Raw genomic sequence first — 17,894 nt, 5'->3', positions numbered from 1 at the left:
AAAAATAAACAATAACGCAGCAAAATCTTTACATTAAGCCAGACTAAATGTTAACAAATAGCCATAACACTGCACGCTTAAGTCGCAGAACATAACAACACAACACTCACAATGGGTATCAACGGCGTCTCCGGCGCTGACGATAAAAAGGAGTTGGATATGCAATTACGTAAACTGGCCACGGCAATGCTGGTAATGGGCGTTTCAGCGGGTGTGGTTCATGCAGAAGATGCCGCACCGGCGGCGGGCAGCACGCTGGATAAAATCGCCAAAAACGGCGTCATCGTTGTCGGTCACCGTGAATCCTCCGTGCCGTTCTCCTACTACGATAATCAGCAAAAAGTGGTCGGCTACTCGCAGGACTACTCTAACGCCATCGTTGAAGCGGTGAAGAAAAAGCTCAACAAACCGGATTTGCAAGTGAAGCTTATCCCCATTACTTCCCAGAACCGTATTCCGCTGCTGCAAAACGGCACCTTTGATTTCGAGTGTGGTTCTACCACTAACAACCTTGAGCGTCAGAAACAGGCGGCGTTCTCCGACACCATTTTTGTGGTCGGCACCCGCCTGCTGGCGAAAAAAGGCGGCAACGTTAAAGACTTCCCGGATCTGAAAGGTAAAGCGGTGGTCGTGACGTCCGGCACCACGTCGGAAGTGTTGCTGCATAAGCTTAATGATGAACAAAAAATGGATATGCGCATTATCAGCGCTAAAGACCACGGTGACTCCTTCCGTACCCTGGAAAGCGGTCGTGCCGTCGCCTTTATGATGGATGATGCCCTGCTGGCAGGTGAACGCGCGAAAGCCAAAAAACCAGATAACTGGGAGATTGTTGGCAAGCCGCAGTCTCAGGAAGCCTATGGCTGTATGCTGCGTAAAGACGATGCGCAGTTTAAAAAGCTGATGGATGACACCATCGCCCAGGCGCAAACCTCGGGCGAAGCGGAAAAATGGTTTGATAAGTGGTTCAAAAACCCGATCCCACCGAAAAACCTGAATATGAACTTTGAACTGTCAGATGAGATGAAAGCGCTGTTCAAAGAACCGAATGATAAGGCTCTGAATTAATTAAAAAGAACCAGGGGCGGGTTTTCCTGCCCTCACGATTGCTGAACAGTACGGACAGACTATACGCCGGGGGGTCGTTCCCCACCCGACGCGAAAACCGCAGTACGCTGTTCAATAATCTTCGGGGGTAGCGCTGCTACCCTTTTTTTTCTGGAGTAGATGTATGTCCATAGACTGGAACTGGGGTATTTTTTTACAGCAGGCCCCCTTCGGCAACACAACTTATCTGGGCTGGCTGTGGAACGGCTTCCAGGTCACCGTCGCGTTGTCGATTACCGCCTGGATTATCGCGTTTTTGGTAGGCTCCCTGTTTGGCATTTTGCGCACCGTGCCCAACCGTTTTTTATCCGGCATCGGGACGCTGTATGTCGAGCTGTTCCGTAACGTTCCGCTGATTGTGCAGTTTTTTACCTGGTATCTGGTGGTGCCAGAGTTATTGCCTGAAGATCTCGGCATGTGGTTTAAAGCTGAGCTGGACCCGAATATCCAGTTCTTCCTTTCCTCAATGATTTGTCTTGGCCTATTTACTGCCGCGCGCGTTTGCGAGCAGGTGCGCGCCGCGATTCAGTCGCTGCCGCGCGGGCAAAAGAACGCGGCGCTGGCAATGGGCCTGACCCTGCCGCAAGCCTATCGCTATGTGCTGTTGCCCAATGCCTACCGGGTAATCGTTCCGCCAATGACCTCGGAGATGATGAATCTGGTGAAAAACTCGGCCATTGCCTCCACCATCGGTCTGGTTGATATGGCGGCACAGGCAGGAAAATTACTGGATTACTCCGCACACGCCTGGGAATCCTTCACCGCCATCACCCTTGCCTACGTACTGATCAACGCCGTTATCATGCTGGTGATGACGCTGGTAGAACGTAAAATTCGCCTGCCTGGCAATATGGGAGGCAAATAATGTACGAATTTGACTGGAGTTCTGTTGTCCCTTCCCTGCCGTATCTGCTGGCCGGGCTGGTAGTAACGCTGAAAATTACCGTAACGGCGGTGGTAATTGGTATTGTCTGGGGAACCCTTCTTGCCGTCATGCGGCTGTCGAGCTTTACGCCGGTAGCCTGGTTTGCCAAAGCCTATGTCAACGTGTTCCGCTCCATTCCGCTGGTGATGGTGCTGCTGTGGTTTTACCTGATTGTTCCCGGCTTCCTGCAAAACGTGCTGGGACTGTCGCCAAAAACCGATATTCGCCTTATCTCGGCGATGGTGGCGTTCTCCATGTTTGAAGCGGCCTATTACTCGGAAATTATTCGCGCGGGTATTCAAAGTATTTCCCGCGGCCAGTCGAGCGCCGCGCTGGCGCTGGGGATGACCCACTGGCAGTCGATGAAACTCATCATTCTGCCGCAGGCTTTTCGCGCGATGGTGCCGTTGCTACTTACCCAGGGCATTGTACTGTTTCAGGATACCTCGCTGGTTTACGTACTAAGCCTCGCCGACTTTTTCCGTACTGCGTCTACCATTGGCGAGCGTGACGGCACGCAGGTTGAGATGATCCTCTTTGCCGGTGCGGTATATTTCGTTATTAGCCTGAGTGCGTCGTTGTTGGTTAGTTACTTGAAGAAAAGGACAGTATCATGATTTCCCTGAAAAACGTTTCTAAATGGTATGGTCACTTTCAGGTGCTGACCGATTGCTCAACCGAAGTAAAAAAAGGCGAAGTGGTCGTCGTATGTGGCCCTTCCGGTTCCGGTAAATCGACCCTGATCAAGACCGTTAATGGGCTTGAGCCGGTGCAAAAAGGCGATATTGTGGTTAACGGCACCAAAGTTAACGATAAAAAAACCAACCTTGCCGAACTGCGTTCGCATGTGGGGATGGTATTTCAGCATTTCGAGCTTTTCCCGCATCTGTCGATTATTGAAAACCTGACGCTGGCGCAGGTCAAAGTGCTGAAGCGCAACAAAGCAGCTGCGCGTGAGAAAGGGTTGAAACTGCTGGAGCGCGTCGGATTGTCCGCGCATGCCAATAAGTTTCCGGCACAGCTTTCCGGTGGCCAGCAACAGCGCGTGGCGATTGCCCGCGCGCTGTGCATGGACCCGGTAGCGATGCTGTTTGACGAACCCACTTCCGCTCTCGATCCGGAGATGATCAACGAAGTGCTGGACGTCATGGTCGAACTGGCGAACGAAGGGATGACCATGATGGTGGTGACGCATGAGATGGGCTTCGCACGCAAAGTCGCACACCGGGTGATTTTTATGGATGAAGGGAAAATTGTTGAGGATTCGGCGAAAGAAGCATTTTTTGCTAATCCGACATCCGATCGGGCGAAGGACTTCCTGGCGAAAATCCTGCATTGATGATGTGGCGCGCACTATCGTGTGCGCCATTCTTCAGGCTGCCATCGTTTTATATTGACGGTAGCGCGCATCATCAAACGTACCTAATTGCAGCGCTACGCCCCACTCTACCTTCACTATAAAACGCATTTCTGTACTTTATAAATATGCTGCTTCTCCACAGGTTGATCGACGAGAATAAGCTCATACTTATTGTCAAGATAGATTATGCCTGTCTTTTCACTTATATTACGACAAATGGATTCACTGTTAAAATCCAGCACGGATGCTGCGTTTTTAATAAATGCATCCCCAGCATGGATTAGAGCTAAACTAAAAACAAACATACCGATGGACGCAAACACACCATTATAAATGAAGAAAAGGTTTTTCCCTGAATTATTTTCACCTGGTTCTTGATTTAAGCTCACTTGAGGCACTTCACTATTACTTTCCTTCTTAGGGCGCAACGCGAACAGAAAACAAAAGAGCATAAGCAAACTGGCAATAGCCATATAGGGTGATAATTCAACGATCCCTGCCAACGTTTTAGTAAAGGGAAAGTGTTTGGGATCAACCGCAAAAACCTTATTAATGCGAACATTACTTTTATATCCTATAAAATAAAGAAAAACAAAAGTAAAGACAGCACCGATCACAGCTCTTTCCCAATTGCTCACTCTGATTCTGTCGTTAATCATATTAAAAACATACGCTATAACAGAGTAGGAGCATAGCAATCCTGCAATCATAAAAAACCAAACGAACACGGGCCAAATCATTAACAGCCCTGCCGATAACAGGAATAGTATAATACCTATGATCCCACACACCTCAGAAACTCTGTATTTTATTATTTCATCATCCCAAAAGGCCCATCCTATCAACCCACCAACAACAACCATCACCAGGGAGGCACCGGTATTTACTGCAATAGTATAATAATGGTTATAGCTTTCAAACCAGGGATTGCTCACCCCCAGTAAAGATAAAATGATGCCAACCCCAAAAATAACGGCTGCCACCAGATAAAATAGCAAGAACCCAGTGTAAAATTTTTTGCTCAAAATTAATCCTTATTTTTCAGAACCAAAATAATGGCATAATCATTTTCACTATAATCGACACATAAGCTTCTGAAAACTACCTTTATATAGGGCCAGACTCCGGCTTACGCCAGAGTGAATTTTACTTAGGTGCCATTTAAACCAGCGTAACCACGCGTTACTCTCGCAGATATATTGTGAGGTCGAAATGAACGGCTATTTATTTCAACGTCAATAAGGTTTGACTGACGACTTCTGTCGTCGCTTCTTCAGCCACCTCGTCAAACGTTGACTGCTTGACGTTGACCATCCCCGGCTGTTGCGGATCGCGTTTTATCAGATCCGCCGCCGTATCGGTTTCCTGTAAATTAATATTCATAGAAAAGGATGGCATGGCCTTAATCCACTGCTTCTGCTGAATATCATAGACATATACCACGCGCATGGCGCTGGTCCACCATTCAGGAAAGGCAACCACCCGATCGCGGCCGCTATCATCCAGCCCGGAGAGTACTTCCATACGCCCCACCAGGCACTGGGGGATCTTGATCGGCAGGATGTCAGGATCGCTGTTCCACAACGTACAGTCACAATCGGTTTCTTCTGTACACGCGCTGCCAGTACGCGGATCGGCCTCACTCATCCAGGCGTAACTCACCTGTTTACCGTCAAATTTGCCTTTAATCACCCCAGCATAAACGTCTTTATGTTGATTAGACCGGGTGATGGCATCCGTTTCGCTGACAATCCGCCAGCCTGCGGCGACTTTTTTCAACTGTAGCTCTGCCGGATAGTTTTTTTCCTTGAATGCCTCCAGCCCGGCAGATTTCACAAAGCGCACCATCACGCGATCGTCACTCCCTTCTGCCGGCTGAATATTCAGCGTACTGACAATGCGCTGACCATATTCCTTGTTTTTCGCCAAAAAGGCCTGATGGTTGGCAATGACCTGCTGCGAAGATAGCGTCTGGCCAAACCATTCAACCTGTTCAGCGTACAGTGGCAGTAAGCGGGCACTATCCCCCCGGTTAAGTGCATGGTCCCAGCTATCCACCAGCGTATTAATTTGTTGCTCATCAGAGGAGGTTAACGTGAGATTGGCGTGAGCAGAGCATGCCCCCAGGCATAGCAGCATCGCCGCGATGCTGCGGTTAAGGCGTAGAAAAGCGTTGTTCATCGTGTTCAGTCCCTGGCAATTCGATTATCAGCGCAGTCAATCATCCCTGAGGGTGCTAACGCGCCAGCACAGTATAAAGGGCATCCTGCGCCGGCGTCATGCAGGTTTTACGGCTCAAACGGCCGTCGCTGAAACTGATCGTGTCCGCATTTCGGACACAGCGGCAAAACATCCGGGGTATAGACCGCCAGATGATAATGGCACTTCTCACACACCAGATTACCCAGCCCTACGACCTCACCGCTGTGATATACCCCGTGGTGGTTAAGATCCTGGAAAACCTCGCGCCATTCGAGCTGCGTTTTGTCGGTGATATCCGCCAGTTGCTGCCAGACACTTTCCTTAATTACGCGCAGGAAAACGCTGTCAGTGACCTCGTTCTGGCTTTCCTCATAGCTCATCGCAAACTCTTCCAGGTCGCGACGCACCGCACGGGTCAACTCCTCGATTTCGGTTCGCGTTAACTCCCCGGTTTGCGTCACCCGCAAGCGCGCCTGCTCGACCAGCGCATCAATATCACGGTCGCCGTTGCGCAGCCGTTCCGTTAATGTCGCCACCAGCTCGCGATAAAATTGAGCAACCTTGTTCATCATTTCGTCTCCTGGGCCGTTAACTACCTATAATAATAGACGTTATTTACGTATCGCTTTGTTGCGCTTCCCACAGAGTGTGTAAATTCGTGCAAGCTTTTTGCGCCCTGCTGATGTGTGAAAGGCTGTTTTGGCGCGGGCGTTTGGGCTATGCTATGCGGATCTGAATTATCACATCAAACGGCTACCGTTGTAGCTATTAGCAAAACAGGACCACTGGCTGCCATGCAAGAGCAATATCGCCCGGAAGAGATAGAATCCAACGTACAGCTTCACTGGGAAGAGAAGCGCACATTTGAAGTGACCGAAGACGCAAGTAAAGAGAAGTATTACTGCCTGTCGATGCTTCCCTATCCTTCTGGCCGACTACATATGGGCCACGTGCGTAACTACACCATTGGTGATGTGATCTCCCGTTACCAGCGCATGCTGGGTAAAAATGTGCTTCAGCCGATTGGCTGGGACGCCTTCGGTCTGCCAGCCGAAGGCGCGGCGGTGAAAAACAATACTGCGCCTGCACCGTGGACCTACGAAAATATCGCGTACATGAAAAACCAGTTGAAAACGCTGGGTTTTGGCTATGACTGGAGTCGTGAAATTGCGACTTGCACCCCGGAATATTACCGCTGGGAGCAGAAATTCTTTACCGAGCTGTATAAAAAAGGCCTGGTATACAAAAAAACCTCAGCGGTGAACTGGTGCCCGAACGACCAGACGGTGCTGGCAAACGAACAGGTGATTGACGGCTGCTGCTGGCGCTGTGACACCAAAGTCGAGCGTAAAGAGATCCCGCAGTGGTTTATTAAAATCACCGCCTACGCTGACGAGCTGCTTAACGATCTGGATCATATGGATCAGTGGCCGGATACCGTGAAAACCATGCAGCGTAACTGGATCGGTCGTTCTGAAGGTGTAGAAATCACCTTCGACGTGACTGGCGATGACAACACGCTGACCGTTTACACTACTCGCCCGGACACCTTTATGGGGGCTACCTACCTTGCCGTGGCAGCAGGTCATCCGCTGGCGCAAAAAGCGGCGGCGAACAACCCGCAACTGGCTGCGTTTATCGACGAATGCCGCAACACTAAAGTTGCCGAAGCCGATATGGCGACGATGGAGAAAAAAGGCGTCGATACCGGTTATAAAGCCGTTCACCCGTTAACCGGCGAGGAAATCCCGGTCTGGGCAGCAAACTTCGTGCTGATGGAATACGGTACCGGTGCCGTGATGGCCGTGCCGGGCCACGATCAGCGTGACTACGAATTTGCCACTAAATACGGTTTGACCATCAAACCGGTGATCCTGGCCGCTGACGGAACTGAGCCAGATCTGTCTGAGCAGGCGCTGACCGATAAAGGCGTGTTGTTTAACTCCGGTGAATTTGACGGCCTGCCGTTTGAAGATGCGTTTAACGCGATTGCTGACAAGCTGGCCGCTAAAGGCGTTGGCGTGCGTAAAATCAACTATCGCCTGCGCGACTGGGGTGTATCGCGTCAGCGCTACTGGGGCGCGCCGATCCCGATGGTCACGCTGGAAGACGGCACCGTACTGCCGACGCCGGAAGATCAACTGCCGGTGATCCTGCCGGAAGACGTCGTCATGGACGGTATCACCAGCCCAATCAAAGCCGACCCTGAGTGGGCGAAGACCACCATCAACGGCCAGCCCGCGCTGCGTGAAACCGACACCTTCGACACCTTTATGGAGTCTTCCTGGTATTACGCGCGTTATACCTGCCCGCAGTACAACGACGGCATGCTGGACCCGGAAGCCGCCAACTACTGGCTGCCAGTAGACATTTACATCGGCGGTATTGAACACGCCATTATGCACCTGCTTTACTTCCGCTTCTTCCACAAGCTGATGCGCGACGCGGGTATGGTCAACTCTGACGAGCCCGCGAAGCAGCTGCTGTGTCAGGGCATGGTGCTGGCTGATGCGTTCTACTACACCGGCGAAAACGGCGAGCGCAACTGGGTATCGCCGAAAGACGCCATTGTTGAGCGTGACGAGAAAGGCCGCATTGTGAAAGCCAAAGATGCGGCGGGTCATGAGCTGGTGTATACCGGCATGAGCAAAATGTCGAAGTCGAAAAACAACGGCATTGACCCACAGGAAATGGTTGAGCGCTACGGCGCAGATACCGTGCGCCTGTTTATGATGTTTGCCTCACCGGCAGATATGACCCTGGAATGGCAAGAATCCGGCGTAGAAGGCGCGAACCGCTTCCTGAAACGCGTCTGGCGTCTGGTGTACGAACACACTGCAAAAGGTGAGGCTGCCGCGTTGAACGTTGATGCACTGAGCGACGATCAACAGACGCTGCGCCGTGACGTACATAAAACTATCGCCAAAGTGACGGATGATATCGGCCGTCGTCAGACCTTCAATACCGCCATTGCGGCAATTATGGAGCTGATGAACAAGCTGGCGAAAGCCCCGCTGGAAGATGACCAGGATCGCGCCCTGATGCAGGAAGCGCTGCTGGCGGTGGTGCGTATGCTTAACCCATTCACCCCGCATATGTGCTTTACCCTGTGGCAGGAGCTGAAAGGCGAAGGCGACATTGATAACGCGCCGTGGCCGGTGGCTGATGAAAAAGCCATGGTTGAAAACAGCACCCTGGTTGTCGTGCAGGTGAACGGCAAAGTCCGCGGTAAAATTACTGTTGCGGTAGATGCTACCGAAGAACAGGTTCGTGAACGTGCGGGTCAGGAACATCTGGTCGCAAAATACCTTGACGGCGTCACCGTGCGTAAAGTGATTTACGTGCCGGGTAAACTGCTCAATTTGGTTGTGGGTTAAACGCGGGAGGAAGCGTGCGACATCTGGTTACTCTGTTGTTATCTTTGGCGGTACTTGTTACCGCCGGTTGTGGCTGGCACCTGCGTAGTACGACGCAGGTCCCCACCACGATGAAAACGATGATCCTGGACTCAGGCGATCCGAACGGTCCGCTAAGCCGTGCGGTACGTAATCAATTACGCCTGAACGGTATTGAAGTTGTGGAGCAAAAAGAAACAACGCGGAAAGATATACCGTCTCTGCGTCTGGGAGCGGCGTCTGTTTCACAGGATACCGCGTCGGTATTCCAGAACGGTCAAACGGCAGAGTATCAGATGGTAATGGAGGTTAGTGCTTCGGTGCTGATCCCGGGCCATGATATTTATCCTATCAACACCCGGGTTTATCGTTCATTCTTTGACAACCCACAGCGCGCGCTGGCGAAAGATGCCGAGCAGAGCATGATTATCAATGAAATGTACGATAAAGCCGCTGAACAGCTGATTCGTAAGCTGCCAAGCGTCAAGGCGGCCGATGAGCAGGAGAATGAGGCTTCTGCTACGTCTGCCGCCCCGGCGTCAGGCCGCGTCAGCACCACGCTGAGCAACTGATGATTCGGTTGTACCCTGAACAACTCCGCGCGCAGCTCTCTGAAGGGCTGCGCGCGGCGTATCTGCTGCTTGGAAACGATCCGCTGCTGCTGCAGGAAAGCCAGGACGCCGTGCGCCAGGCCGCTGTGGCGCAAGGATTTGAAGAACATCATACCTTCACCCTGGACGCCAGCACTGACTGGAACGCCCTTTATTCACTCTGCCAGGCCATGAGCCTGTTTGCCAGCCGTCAGACTCTGACGCTGCTGCTGCCGGAAAATGGTCCTGGTGCACCGTTTAATGAGCCGTTATCTACCCTGATCAGCCTGTTACACGACGATCTGCTGCTGGTTGTACGCGGGAACAAACTCACCAAAGCTCAGGAGAATGCCCCGTGGATTGCGGCGCTGGCAAACCGTTCGGTCATGGTAACCTGTCAGACGCCGGAGCAGGCCCAGCTACCGCGCTGGCTTGCTGCGCGCGCTAAACAGAATAATGTGCAGATAGACGATGCGGCCAGCCAGCTACTGTGTTACTGCTATGAAGGCAATTTACTGGCGCTGGCGCAGGCGCTGGAGCGGCTTGCATTGCTGTGGCCGGACGGAAAACTCACCCTGCCCCGGGTTGAGCAGGCGGTGAATGATGCCGCACATTTTACCCCTTTTCACTGGGTTGATGCGCTACTGGCGGGCAAAAGTAAACGCGCGCTGCATATTTTGCATCAGCTTCAGCTTGAAGGCAGCGAACCGGCGATCCTTTTGCGAACGCTGCAACGGGAACTGCTGATGCTGGTCAACCTCAAACGGCAGATGGCGCATACGCCGCTGCGTTCACTGTTTGATAAGTATCGCGTCTGGCAAAACCGCCGCGCGATGGTCGGCGAGGCGCTTAACCGCCTTAGCGAGAGCCAACTGCGCCAGGCCGTTACTTTGTTAAGCCGTGCCGAGTTAACGCTTAAGCAAGACTATAACCAGTCGGTGTGGACCCACCTGGAAAGCCTTTCTCTGCTACTCTGTCATAAAGCCCTGGCAGACGTTTTCATTGACGAGTGATATGACCCGATTACAGGCCTTATTTGGCGGCACGTTCGATCCTGTCCATTACGGGCATCTAAAACCGGTGGAAACGCTGGCTAATCTGGTGGGGCTGGATCGTACCATTTTGATGCCTAATAATGTTCCGCCGCATCGCCCGCAGCCTGTTGCCAGCAGCGCGCAACGCAAAAAAATGCTCGAACTGGCGATTGCCGATAAACCGCTGTTTGGCCTTGATGAGCGGGAACTGCGCCGTGATACGCCCTCATGGACGTCGCAAACCTTGCAGGAATGGCGCGAGGAGCAAGGCGCAGATAAACCGCTGGCATTTATTATTGGTCAGGATTCTTTGTTGACCTTTCATACCTGGCATCGCTACGAAACCATCCTCGACTACGCCCATGTGCTGGTCTGCCGACGTCCTGGCTATCCCTCCACCCTGCCTGACCCCGATCGTCAGGCATGGCTTGAGCGCCACCTGACCCACGATCCTGAAGCGCTGCATAGTCTCCCTGGCGGAAAAATCTATCTGGCAGAAACGCCGTGGTATGACATTTCTTCCACCCAGATCCGTGAACGGCTGGCGCGTCAGCAATCCTGCCACGATCTCCTGCCGTTTGCGGTGGAGGAGTATATCCAGCAGCAGGGCCTGTACCAGTAATTTTTCTGTGTTCTCAGCAACCTGCCCATTGACACACTACCGCAGACTGCTATTCTCCGCGCCAGACTTTTCCTGCCCTCACGCCCGCCTGAAAATTGTTTTACAAAAATGGCGATGCATTCCCGTGCAAGGGGTGGGATGATAGCCCACTTTCAAAAGTCTGCCCGGCGACATTTGTCCCGATTATGTCTGCGTTTCAGGTATACTGGCAGGCTGTTTATTATTGTTTACTATTTCAACCCCAGGGGGAACTCTTGCAGGGTAAAGCACTTCAGGATTTTGTCATCGATAAAATTGACGACCTTAAAGGTCAGGACATCCTTTCACTGGATGTTCAGGGTAAATCCAGTATTACGGATTGCATGATTATTTGTACCGGCACCTCCAGCCGTCACGTGATGTCGATCGCCGACCACGTGGTGCAGGAATCGCGCGCGGCTGGCATGCTGCCGCTGGGTGTCGAAGGCGAAAACTCCGCCGACTGGATTGTGGTTGATCTGGGCGATGTGATTGTCCACGTGATGCAGGAAGAGAGCCGTCGCCTGTATGAACTGGAAAAACTCTGGGGTTAATGGGTGAAGCTGCAACTGGTAGCCGTCGGCACCAAAATGCCGGACTGGGTGCAGGCCGGATTTACAGAATATCTTCGCCGCTTCCCGAAAGATATGCCGTTTGAACTGGTGGAGATCCCCGCCGGTAAACGCGGCAAAAATGCTGATATCAAGCGTATCCTCGATAAAGAGGGCGAGCTGATGCTGGCGGCGGCGGGCAAAAATCGCATCGTGACGCTTGATATTCCCGGCAAGCCCTGGGATACGCCACAGTTAGCCGTGGAGCTTGAACGCTGGAAGCAGGATGGTCGCGACGTCAGCCTGTTGATCGGCGGGCCGGAAGGTCTGTCTCCCGCCTGTAAAGCGGCGGCGGAACAGAGCTGGTCCCTCTCTGCACTGACCCTGCCCCATCCCCTGGTTCGGGTACTGGTCGCTGAGAGCCTTTATCGGGCGTGGAGCATTACCACCAACCACCCCTACCACCGCGAGTAATGATGATAAGGGTAGACTAAGCAGCGAATGAAATTACAGAATTCTTTTCGCGACTATTCGGCTGAGTCCGCGCTGTTTGTGCGCCGGGCGCTGGTCGCCTTTACGGGGATTTTGCTGCTTTCCGGCGTGCTGGTTGCCAATCTCTATAATCTACAAATTAATCGGTTTACCGATTATCAGACTCGTTCCAACGAAAACCGCATTAAGCTGGTGCCTATCGCGCCCAGCCGCGGCATTATTTACGATCGCAACGGCACCCCGCTGGCGCTGAACCGCACCATTTATCAGATTGAGATGATGCCGGAAAAAGTCGACAACGTGCAGCAGACGCTGGATGCGTTGCGCGAGGTGGTCGATCTGAACGATGAAGATATCGCTAACTTTAAAAAAGAGCGCAGCCGCTCGCATCGTTTTACCTCTATTCCGGTGAAAACTAACCTGACGGAAGTTCAGGTTGCGCGTTTCGCGGTCAATCAGTATCGCTTCCCGGGTGTAGAGGTAAAAGGCTATAAACGTCGCTACTATCCCTACGGCTCCGCGCTGACGCATGTTATTGGCTACGTGTCGAAAATTAACGATAAAGACGTTGAACGGCTGGATAAAGAAGACAAACTGGCGAACTACGCCGCCACGCACGATATCGGCAAGCTCGGCATTGAGCGTTACTATGAAGACGTGCTGCACGGCCAGACCGGCTATGAAGAGGTTGAGGTTAACAACCGTGGCCGTGTGATCCGCCAGCTTAAAGAAGTGTCGCCGCAGGCCGGGCATGATATCTATCTGACCATTGACCTTAAACTACAAAGCTACATCGAAACCCTGCTGGCGGGCAGCCGCGCAGCGGTGGTGGTGACCGATCCACGCAACGGCGATATTCTGGCGCTGGTTTCCACGCCAAGCTACAACCCGAACCTGTTTGTTGACGGCATTTCCAGCAAAGACTACACCTCGCTGCTCAACGATCCTAATACGCCGCTGGTGAACCGCGCCACGCAAGGGGTTTACCCTCCAGCCTCAACGGTAAAACCGTATGTGGCGGTATCAGCGCTAAGCGCGGGCGTCATTACGCGTAATACCTCGCTTTTCGACCCCGGCTGGTGGCAGTTACCCGGCTCGGAGAAACGCTATCGTGACTGGAAAAAATGGGGCCACGGCCGCCTGAACGTCACTAAATCGCTGGAAGAATCGGCGGATACCTTCTTCTATCAGGTGGCCTATGACATGGGCATCGATCGTCTGTCAGAATGGATGGGCAAATTTGGTTATGGCCATTACACCGGTATCGATCTCGCGGAAGAACGCTCGGGGAATATGCCCACCCGCGAATGGAAAATGAAGCGTTTCAAAAAACCGTGGTATCAGGGTGACACCATTCCGGTCGGTATCGGTCAGGGTTACTGGACGGCGACACCAATCCAGATGAACAAAGCCATGATGATCCTGATTAATGACGGCGTAGTGAAAGTGCCCCACTTTCTGATGAGCACGATGGAGAACGGTAAGCAGGTTCCGTGGGTCCAGCCACAACAACCGCCGGTAGGCGATATTCATTCCGGCTATTGGGAAATTGCTAAAGACGGCATGTACGGTGTTGCCAACCGGCCTAACGGCACCGGCCACAAATACTTTATGGGCGCGCCTTATAAGGTGGCAGCAAAATCCGGGACTGCACAGGTCTTCGGCCTGAAGGCAAATGAAACCTATAACGCGCACAAAATTGCGGAGCGCCTGCGTGACCACAAGCTCATGACAGCCTTCGCACCGTATGATAATCCCCGTGTGGCGGTGGCGATGATCCTTGAAAACGGTGGCGCAGGCCCGGCTGTCGGGACGATTATGCGCCAGATCCTCGACCATATTATGCTTGGTGATAATAACACCGATCTGCCAGCAGAAAACCCGGCGTCAGCGGCGGCGGAGGACCAGTAATCATGACCGACAATCCAAATAAAAAGTCCTTCTGGGATAAAATCCATATCGATCCGGCAATGATGCTAATCATCCTGGCCCTACTGGTTTACAGCTCACTCGTTATCTGGAGCGCCAGCGGTCAGGACATCGGCATGATGGAGCGAAAAATCGGCCAGATCGCCATGGGTCTGGTAATGATGGTGGTGATGGCGCAGATCCCGCCCCGCGTTTACGAAGGCTGGGCACCTTATCTCTATATCTTTTGCGTTATTTTACTGGTCGCGGTCGATGCTTTCGGCGCGATTTCTAAAGGGGCACAGCGCTGGCTGGATTTAGGCGTAGTGCGTTTTCAGCCGTCGGAAATCGCCAAAATCGCCGTACCGCTGATGGTAGCCCGCTTTATCAACCGCGATGTGTGTCCGCCGTCGCTGAAGAACACCGCTATCGCGCTGGTGCTTATTTTTATGCCCACCTTACTGGTGGCGGCGCAGCCCGATCTCGGAACCTCCATTCTTATTGCCCTCTCCGGCCTGTTTGTGTTGTTCCTGTCCGGTTTAAGCTGGCGGCTGATTGGCATTGCCGTGCTGCTGATTGCGGCATTTATCCCGATCCTGTGGTTCTTCCTGATGCATGATTATCAGCGCCAGCGCGTAATGATGCTGCTCGATCCGGAAACCGATCCACTCGGCGCAGGCTATCATATTATACAGTCGAAAATTGCTATCGGCTCCGGCGGGCTGCGCGGGAAAGGCTGGCTGCACGGTACTCAGTCCCAGCTTGAGTTTCTGCCCGAGCGTCACACCGACTTTATCTTTGCGGTGCTGGCCGAAGAGCTGGGCCTGGTGGGTTTCCTGGTCCTGCTGGCGCTCTATGTCCTGCTGATCATGCGTGGGCTGTGGATTGCCGCACGGGCGCAAACCACTTTTGGCCGGGTTATGGCCGGTGGGCTGATGCTGATTTTATTCGTATATGTGTTTGTAAATATTGGTATGGTGAGTGGTATCTTACCGGTAGTAGGCGTTCCGCTGCCGCTGGTGAGCTATGGGGGGTCTGCCCTGATTGTACTCATGGCCGGGTTTGGTATCGTTATGTCGATCCATACTCACAGAAAAATGTTGTCAAAAAGCGTTTAAGGGGTGCGCAATGCGTAAGCAATGGCTTGGGATCTGCATAGCAGCAGGACTACTGGCGGCCTGTACGGATACAAGTAATCAGCAGCAGCAAAATGTCGCTGCGCCGCAGCCAGCGGTCTGTAATGGGCCGACAACAGAGATTAGCGGGGCCGATCCGCGCTATGAACCGCTGAACGCCACGGTCAATCAGGACTATGAACGCGACGGCAAAAAATACCAAATCGTTCAGGATCCCTCACGCTTTAGCCAGGTGGGTCTGGCCGCCATTTATGACGCCGAACCGGGCAGTAATCTGACCGCCTCGGGGGAAGAATTTGACCCCATGCAGCTCACGGCGGCGCACCCGACGCTTCCTGTGCCCAGCTATGCGCGCATTACTAATATGGCCAATGGCCGGATGATCGTAGTGCGTATTAACGATCGTGGCCCCTATGGTAACGATCGGGTCATTTCGCTTTCTCGCGCAGCGGCCGACCGCCTGAATACCTCAAATAATACCAAAGTGCGCATCGATCCGATCATCGTCGCCCAGGATGGTTCGCTTTCGGGTCCAGGCATGGCCTGTACTACCGTGGCGAAACAAACCTACGCCCTTCCCGATCGCCCCGATCTTAGTGGTGGCATGGGCAGCGCCTCTGGTGCGCCGCAGGCTATGCAGCCGTCAGACGGCGATGTGCGCGCTATCAGTAACGATACCTTGCAGCCGGAAGACGGTGCTGCCGGTGCGCCGGTAAAAAGTAGCGGCTTCATCGGCGCGCCAACCACTCTAAGTTCCGGCGTGCTGGAGAGCAGCGAACCGGCGGCTCAGCCGGTCAGCGCCCCGCCAGCCGCCGCCCCTGCCACGCAGACGGCACCGGTTAGCGCGCCTGGTAATGTCGCAACACCAGCCACACCGGCTCCAGCGGCCGCTGCGCCATCCGCTGCTGCCAACGGCAATTATGTCGTGCAGGTAGGCGCAGTCAGCGATCAGGGCCGTGCACAGCAGTATCAGCAGCGTCTGGGCCAGCAGTTTTCCGTGCCGGGTCGGGTGGTGCAAAACGGTGCCGTATGGCGTATTCAACTTGGCCCCTTTAGTAGTAAGGCCGAGGCCAGCGCCCTACAGCAGCGTTTGCAGAATGAAGCACAGCTTCAGTCGTTTATCGCTGGCGCGAATTAATTTCAGTGGCATCTGACTTTGTCAGCTTATGTAAATGACATTAACAAAGTCATGCGCAATGTCAGATGCCGGTCCGTATAGCTTTTGCTATAGTAGGGCACTTTTTTAACTCCATCACGGATGTCGTTTTTCTGACCATGAAGACCACTTTTTCCGTTCGTTCCGTGCAGCGCCTGGCGCTCACCTCAGTTCTGTCCATTGCCACGCTCACCTCTGCCGCGCATGCTGAAGATCTGAATATTAAAACCATGATCCCGGGTGTTCCGCAGATTGACGCTGAATCCTACATCCTGATCGATTACAACTCCGGTAAGGTCCTGGCAGAACAAAACGCAGATGCCCGCCGCGATCCGGCAAGTCTGACCAAAATGATGACCAGCTACGTTATTGGACAGGCGATGAAAGCCGGTAAGTTCAAAGAGAGCGATCTGGTCACCATCAATAATGACGCGTGGGCGACTGGAAACCCGGTATTTAAAGGGTCTTCCCTGATGTTCCTGAAACCCGGTATGCAGGTGCCGGTTTCACAGCTTATCCGTGGGATCAACCTACAGTCAGGTAACGATGCCTGCGTGGCCATGGCCGATTTTGCCGCGGGTAGTCAGGACGCTTTTGTCGGTCTGATGAACAGCTATGTTGGAGCGCTGGGTCTGAAAAATACCCACTTCCAGACCGTTCATGGCCTGGATGCCGACGGGCAGTACAGCTCCGCGCGTGATATGGCACTGATCGGCCAGGCGCTGATTCGTGACGTACCGAATGAATACAGCATCTATAAAGAAAAAGAATTCACCTTCAACGGCATTCGCCAGACTAACCGTAATGGCCTGCTGTGGGATAATAGCCTGAACGTTGACGGCATTAAAACCGGCCATACTGATAAAGCGGGCTATAACCTCGTCGCCTCGGCTACCGAAGGTCAGATGCGTTTAATTTCTGCCGTGATGGGCGGCCGGACCTTTAAAGGTCGCGAAACGGAAAGCAAAAAACTGCTGACCTGGGGCTTCCGCTTCTTTGAAACGGTTAACCCGCTGAAAGCCGGTAAAGAGTTTGCCTCAGAACCGGCCTGGTTTGGCGACAGCGATCGCGCCTCTCTCGGCGTTGATAAAGACGTGTATCTGACCATTCCCCGCGGGCGGATGAAAGATCTGAAAGCCAGCTATGTGTTAACGACGCCTGAACTGCATGCACCAATGCAAAAGAATCAGGTTGTCGGCACCATCAATTTCCAGCTGGACGGTAAGATCATTGAACAGCGTCCGCTGGTGGTGCTTCAGGAGATCCCGGAAGGCAATTTCTTCGGTAAAATCATTGATTACATCAAGCTAATGTTCCATCACTGGTTTGGTTAATATTTAGCCTATTGAAAATCGGGATTGCATCCCCATATACTATTCATCCTGATAACTCCCATTA

The 17,894-nt window shown here is 52.9% G+C and carries 17 protein-coding genes; 14 read left to right on the top strand and 3 right to left on the bottom strand.

Annotation, left to right across the window (positions count from 1 at the left end; genetic code table 11):
- Positions 1-159 precede the first annotated feature (159 nt).
- The 4 genes from CHU32_RS10575 to CHU32_RS10560 all read left to right on the top strand — a co-directional run bounded on the left by CHU32_RS10575 (position 160) and on the right by CHU32_RS10560 (position 3,371).
- Positions 160-1,068, top strand: coding sequence for an amino acid ABC transporter substrate-binding protein (locus CHU32_RS10575; RefSeq protein ID WP_176691688.1), 909 nt, complete (start codon positions 160-162; stop codon positions 1,066-1,068).
- A 163-nt stretch (positions 1,069-1,231) separates the two neighbouring features.
- Complete coding sequence (gltJ, locus tag CHU32_RS10570; RefSeq protein ID WP_103677442.1) at positions 1,232-1,972, top strand: glutamate/aspartate ABC transporter permease GltJ; 741 nt, start codon at positions 1,232-1,234, stop codon at positions 1,970-1,972.
- Positions 1,972-2,649 (top strand): glutamate/aspartate ABC transporter permease GltK, encoded by a 678-nt coding sequence (gene gltK, locus CHU32_RS10565; RefSeq protein WP_103677441.1) that lies wholly within the window; start codon positions 1,972-1,974, stop codon positions 2,647-2,649. Before gltJ ends, gltK begins: the two co-directional genes overlap by 1 nt.
- Positions 2,646-3,371: an amino acid ABC transporter ATP-binding protein gene (locus CHU32_RS10560; RefSeq protein ID WP_103677440.1), complete on the top strand. Its 726-nt coding sequence runs from the start codon at positions 2,646-2,648 to the stop codon at positions 3,369-3,371. The genes gltK and CHU32_RS10560 overlap by 4 nt, the downstream gene beginning before the upstream one ends.
- 116 nt (positions 3,372-3,487) lie before the next feature.
- Here CHU32_RS10560 and CHU32_RS10555 read toward each other — a convergent pair whose 3' ends face one another.
- The 3 genes from CHU32_RS10555 to CHU32_RS10545 all read right to left on the bottom strand — a co-directional run bounded on the left by CHU32_RS10555 (position 3,488) and on the right by CHU32_RS10545 (position 6,163).
- Positions 3,488-4,417, bottom strand: a complete 930-nt coding sequence (locus CHU32_RS10555) for a hypothetical protein (protein ID WP_103677439.1) — start codon at positions 4,415-4,417, stop codon at positions 3,488-3,490.
- A gap of 199 nt (positions 4,418-4,616) precedes the next feature.
- A complete protein-coding gene (locus CHU32_RS10550; protein WP_245880206.1) occupies positions 4,617-5,573 on the bottom strand; it encodes a Cif family virulence factor in 957 nt (318 codons plus the stop codon).
- A gap of 107 nt (positions 5,574-5,680) precedes the next feature.
- The gene (locus CHU32_RS10545; protein WP_103677517.1) at positions 5,681-6,163 is read right to left on the bottom strand and encodes a zinc ribbon-containing protein; all 483 of its coding nucleotides are present in this window, start codon (positions 6,161-6,163) and stop codon (positions 5,681-5,683) included.
- 225 nt (positions 6,164-6,388) lie between these two features.
- On the opposite strand from CHU32_RS10545, the gene leuS reads away from it, so the two are divergent.
- The 10 genes from leuS (at position 6,389) to dacA (ending at position 17,830) form a co-directional block, all read left to right on the top strand.
- On the top strand, positions 6,389-8,971 hold the full coding sequence (leuS, locus tag CHU32_RS10540; protein WP_103677438.1) for a leucine--tRNA ligase: 2,583 nt from the start codon (positions 6,389-6,391) through the stop codon (positions 8,969-8,971).
- 14 nt (positions 8,972-8,985) lie between these two features.
- Complete coding sequence (gene lptE, locus CHU32_RS10535) at positions 8,986-9,561, top strand: LPS assembly lipoprotein LptE (protein WP_103677437.1); 576 nt, start codon at positions 8,986-8,988, stop codon at positions 9,559-9,561.
- A complete protein-coding gene (holA, locus tag CHU32_RS10530) occupies positions 9,561-10,592 on the top strand; it encodes a DNA polymerase III subunit delta (RefSeq protein WP_103677436.1) in 1,032 nt (343 codons plus the stop codon). Before lptE ends, holA begins: the two co-directional genes overlap by 1 nt.
- Before the next feature lies 1 nt (position 10,593).
- Positions 10,594-11,235, top strand: coding sequence for a nicotinate-nucleotide adenylyltransferase (nadD, locus tag CHU32_RS10525; protein ID WP_103677435.1), 642 nt, complete (start codon positions 10,594-10,596; stop codon positions 11,233-11,235).
- Between the two features lie 254 nt (positions 11,236-11,489).
- The gene (gene rsfS / locus CHU32_RS10520; protein WP_103677434.1) at positions 11,490-11,807 is read left to right on the top strand and encodes a ribosome silencing factor; all 318 of its coding nucleotides are present in this window, start codon (positions 11,490-11,492) and stop codon (positions 11,805-11,807) included.
- A 3-nt stretch (positions 11,808-11,810) separates the two neighbouring features.
- Entirely contained in the window at positions 11,811-12,278 is a 468-nt protein-coding gene (rlmH, locus tag CHU32_RS10515) for a 23S rRNA (pseudouridine(1915)-N(3))-methyltransferase RlmH (RefSeq protein WP_103677433.1), read from the top strand.
- Between the two features lie 27 nt (positions 12,279-12,305).
- Positions 12,306-14,207 (top strand): peptidoglycan DD-transpeptidase MrdA, encoded by a 1,902-nt coding sequence (gene mrdA, locus CHU32_RS10510; protein ID WP_103677432.1) that lies wholly within the window; start codon positions 12,306-12,308, stop codon positions 14,205-14,207.
- Between the two features lie 2 nt (positions 14,208-14,209).
- On the top strand, positions 14,210-15,322 hold the full coding sequence (gene mrdB / locus CHU32_RS10505) for a peptidoglycan glycosyltransferase MrdB (RefSeq protein ID WP_103677431.1): 1,113 nt from the start codon (positions 14,210-14,212) through the stop codon (positions 15,320-15,322).
- 10 nt (positions 15,323-15,332) lie between these two features.
- Entirely contained in the window at positions 15,333-16,478 is a 1,146-nt protein-coding gene (gene rlpA, locus CHU32_RS10500) for an endolytic peptidoglycan transglycosylase RlpA (protein WP_103677430.1), read from the top strand.
- A 137-nt stretch (positions 16,479-16,615) separates the two neighbouring features.
- Complete coding sequence (dacA, locus tag CHU32_RS10495) at positions 16,616-17,830, top strand: D-alanyl-D-alanine carboxypeptidase DacA (protein ID WP_103677516.1); 1,215 nt, start codon at positions 16,616-16,618, stop codon at positions 17,828-17,830.
- Positions 17,831-17,894 lie beyond the last annotated feature (64 nt).

Source organism: Superficieibacter electus (assembly GCF_002915575.1).
GTDB lineage: Bacteria > Pseudomonadota > Gammaproteobacteria > Enterobacterales > Enterobacteriaceae > Superficieibacter > Superficieibacter electus.
This window is presented reverse-complemented; position numbering and strand designations above follow the sequence as displayed.

What these genes read in the sequence shown, in the direction of transcription:
- CHU32_RS10575 (WP_176691688.1), top strand. Translation starts at nt 160, where the DNA reads ATGCAATTACGTAAACTGGCCACGGCAATGCTGGTAATGGGCGTTTCA.
- gltJ (WP_103677442.1), top strand. Translation starts at nt 1,232, where the DNA reads ATGTCCATAGACTGGAACTGGGGTATTTTTTTACAGCAGGCCCCCTTC.
- gltK (WP_103677441.1), top strand. Translation starts at nt 1,972, where the DNA reads ATGTACGAATTTGACTGGAGTTCTGTTGTCCCTTCCCTGCCGTATCTG.
- CHU32_RS10560 (WP_103677440.1), top strand. Translation starts at nt 2,646, where the DNA reads ATGATTTCCCTGAAAAACGTTTCTAAATGGTATGGTCACTTTCAGGTG.
- CHU32_RS10550 (WP_245880206.1), bottom strand. Translation starts at nt 5,573, where the DNA reads ATGAACAACGCTTTTCTACGCCTTAACCGCAGCATCGCGGCGATGCTG.
- CHU32_RS10545 (WP_103677517.1), bottom strand. Translation starts at nt 6,163, where the DNA reads ATGAACAAGGTTGCTCAATTTTATCGCGAGCTGGTGGCGACATTAACG.
- leuS (WP_103677438.1), top strand. Translation starts at nt 6,389, where the DNA reads ATGCAAGAGCAATATCGCCCGGAAGAGATAGAATCCAACGTACAGCTT.
- holA (WP_103677436.1), top strand. Translation starts at nt 9,561, where the DNA reads ATGATTCGGTTGTACCCTGAACAACTCCGCGCGCAGCTCTCTGAAGGG.
- nadD (WP_103677435.1), top strand. Translation starts at nt 10,594, where the DNA reads ATGACCCGATTACAGGCCTTATTTGGCGGCACGTTCGATCCTGTCCAT.
- mrdA (WP_103677432.1), top strand. Translation starts at nt 12,306, where the DNA reads ATGAAATTACAGAATTCTTTTCGCGACTATTCGGCTGAGTCCGCGCTG.
- mrdB (WP_103677431.1), top strand. Translation starts at nt 14,210, where the DNA reads ATGACCGACAATCCAAATAAAAAGTCCTTCTGGGATAAAATCCATATC.
- rlpA (WP_103677430.1), top strand. Translation starts at nt 15,333, where the DNA reads ATGCGTAAGCAATGGCTTGGGATCTGCATAGCAGCAGGACTACTGGCG.
- dacA (WP_103677516.1), top strand. Translation starts at nt 16,616, where the DNA reads ATGAAGACCACTTTTTCCGTTCGTTCCGTGCAGCGCCTGGCGCTCACC.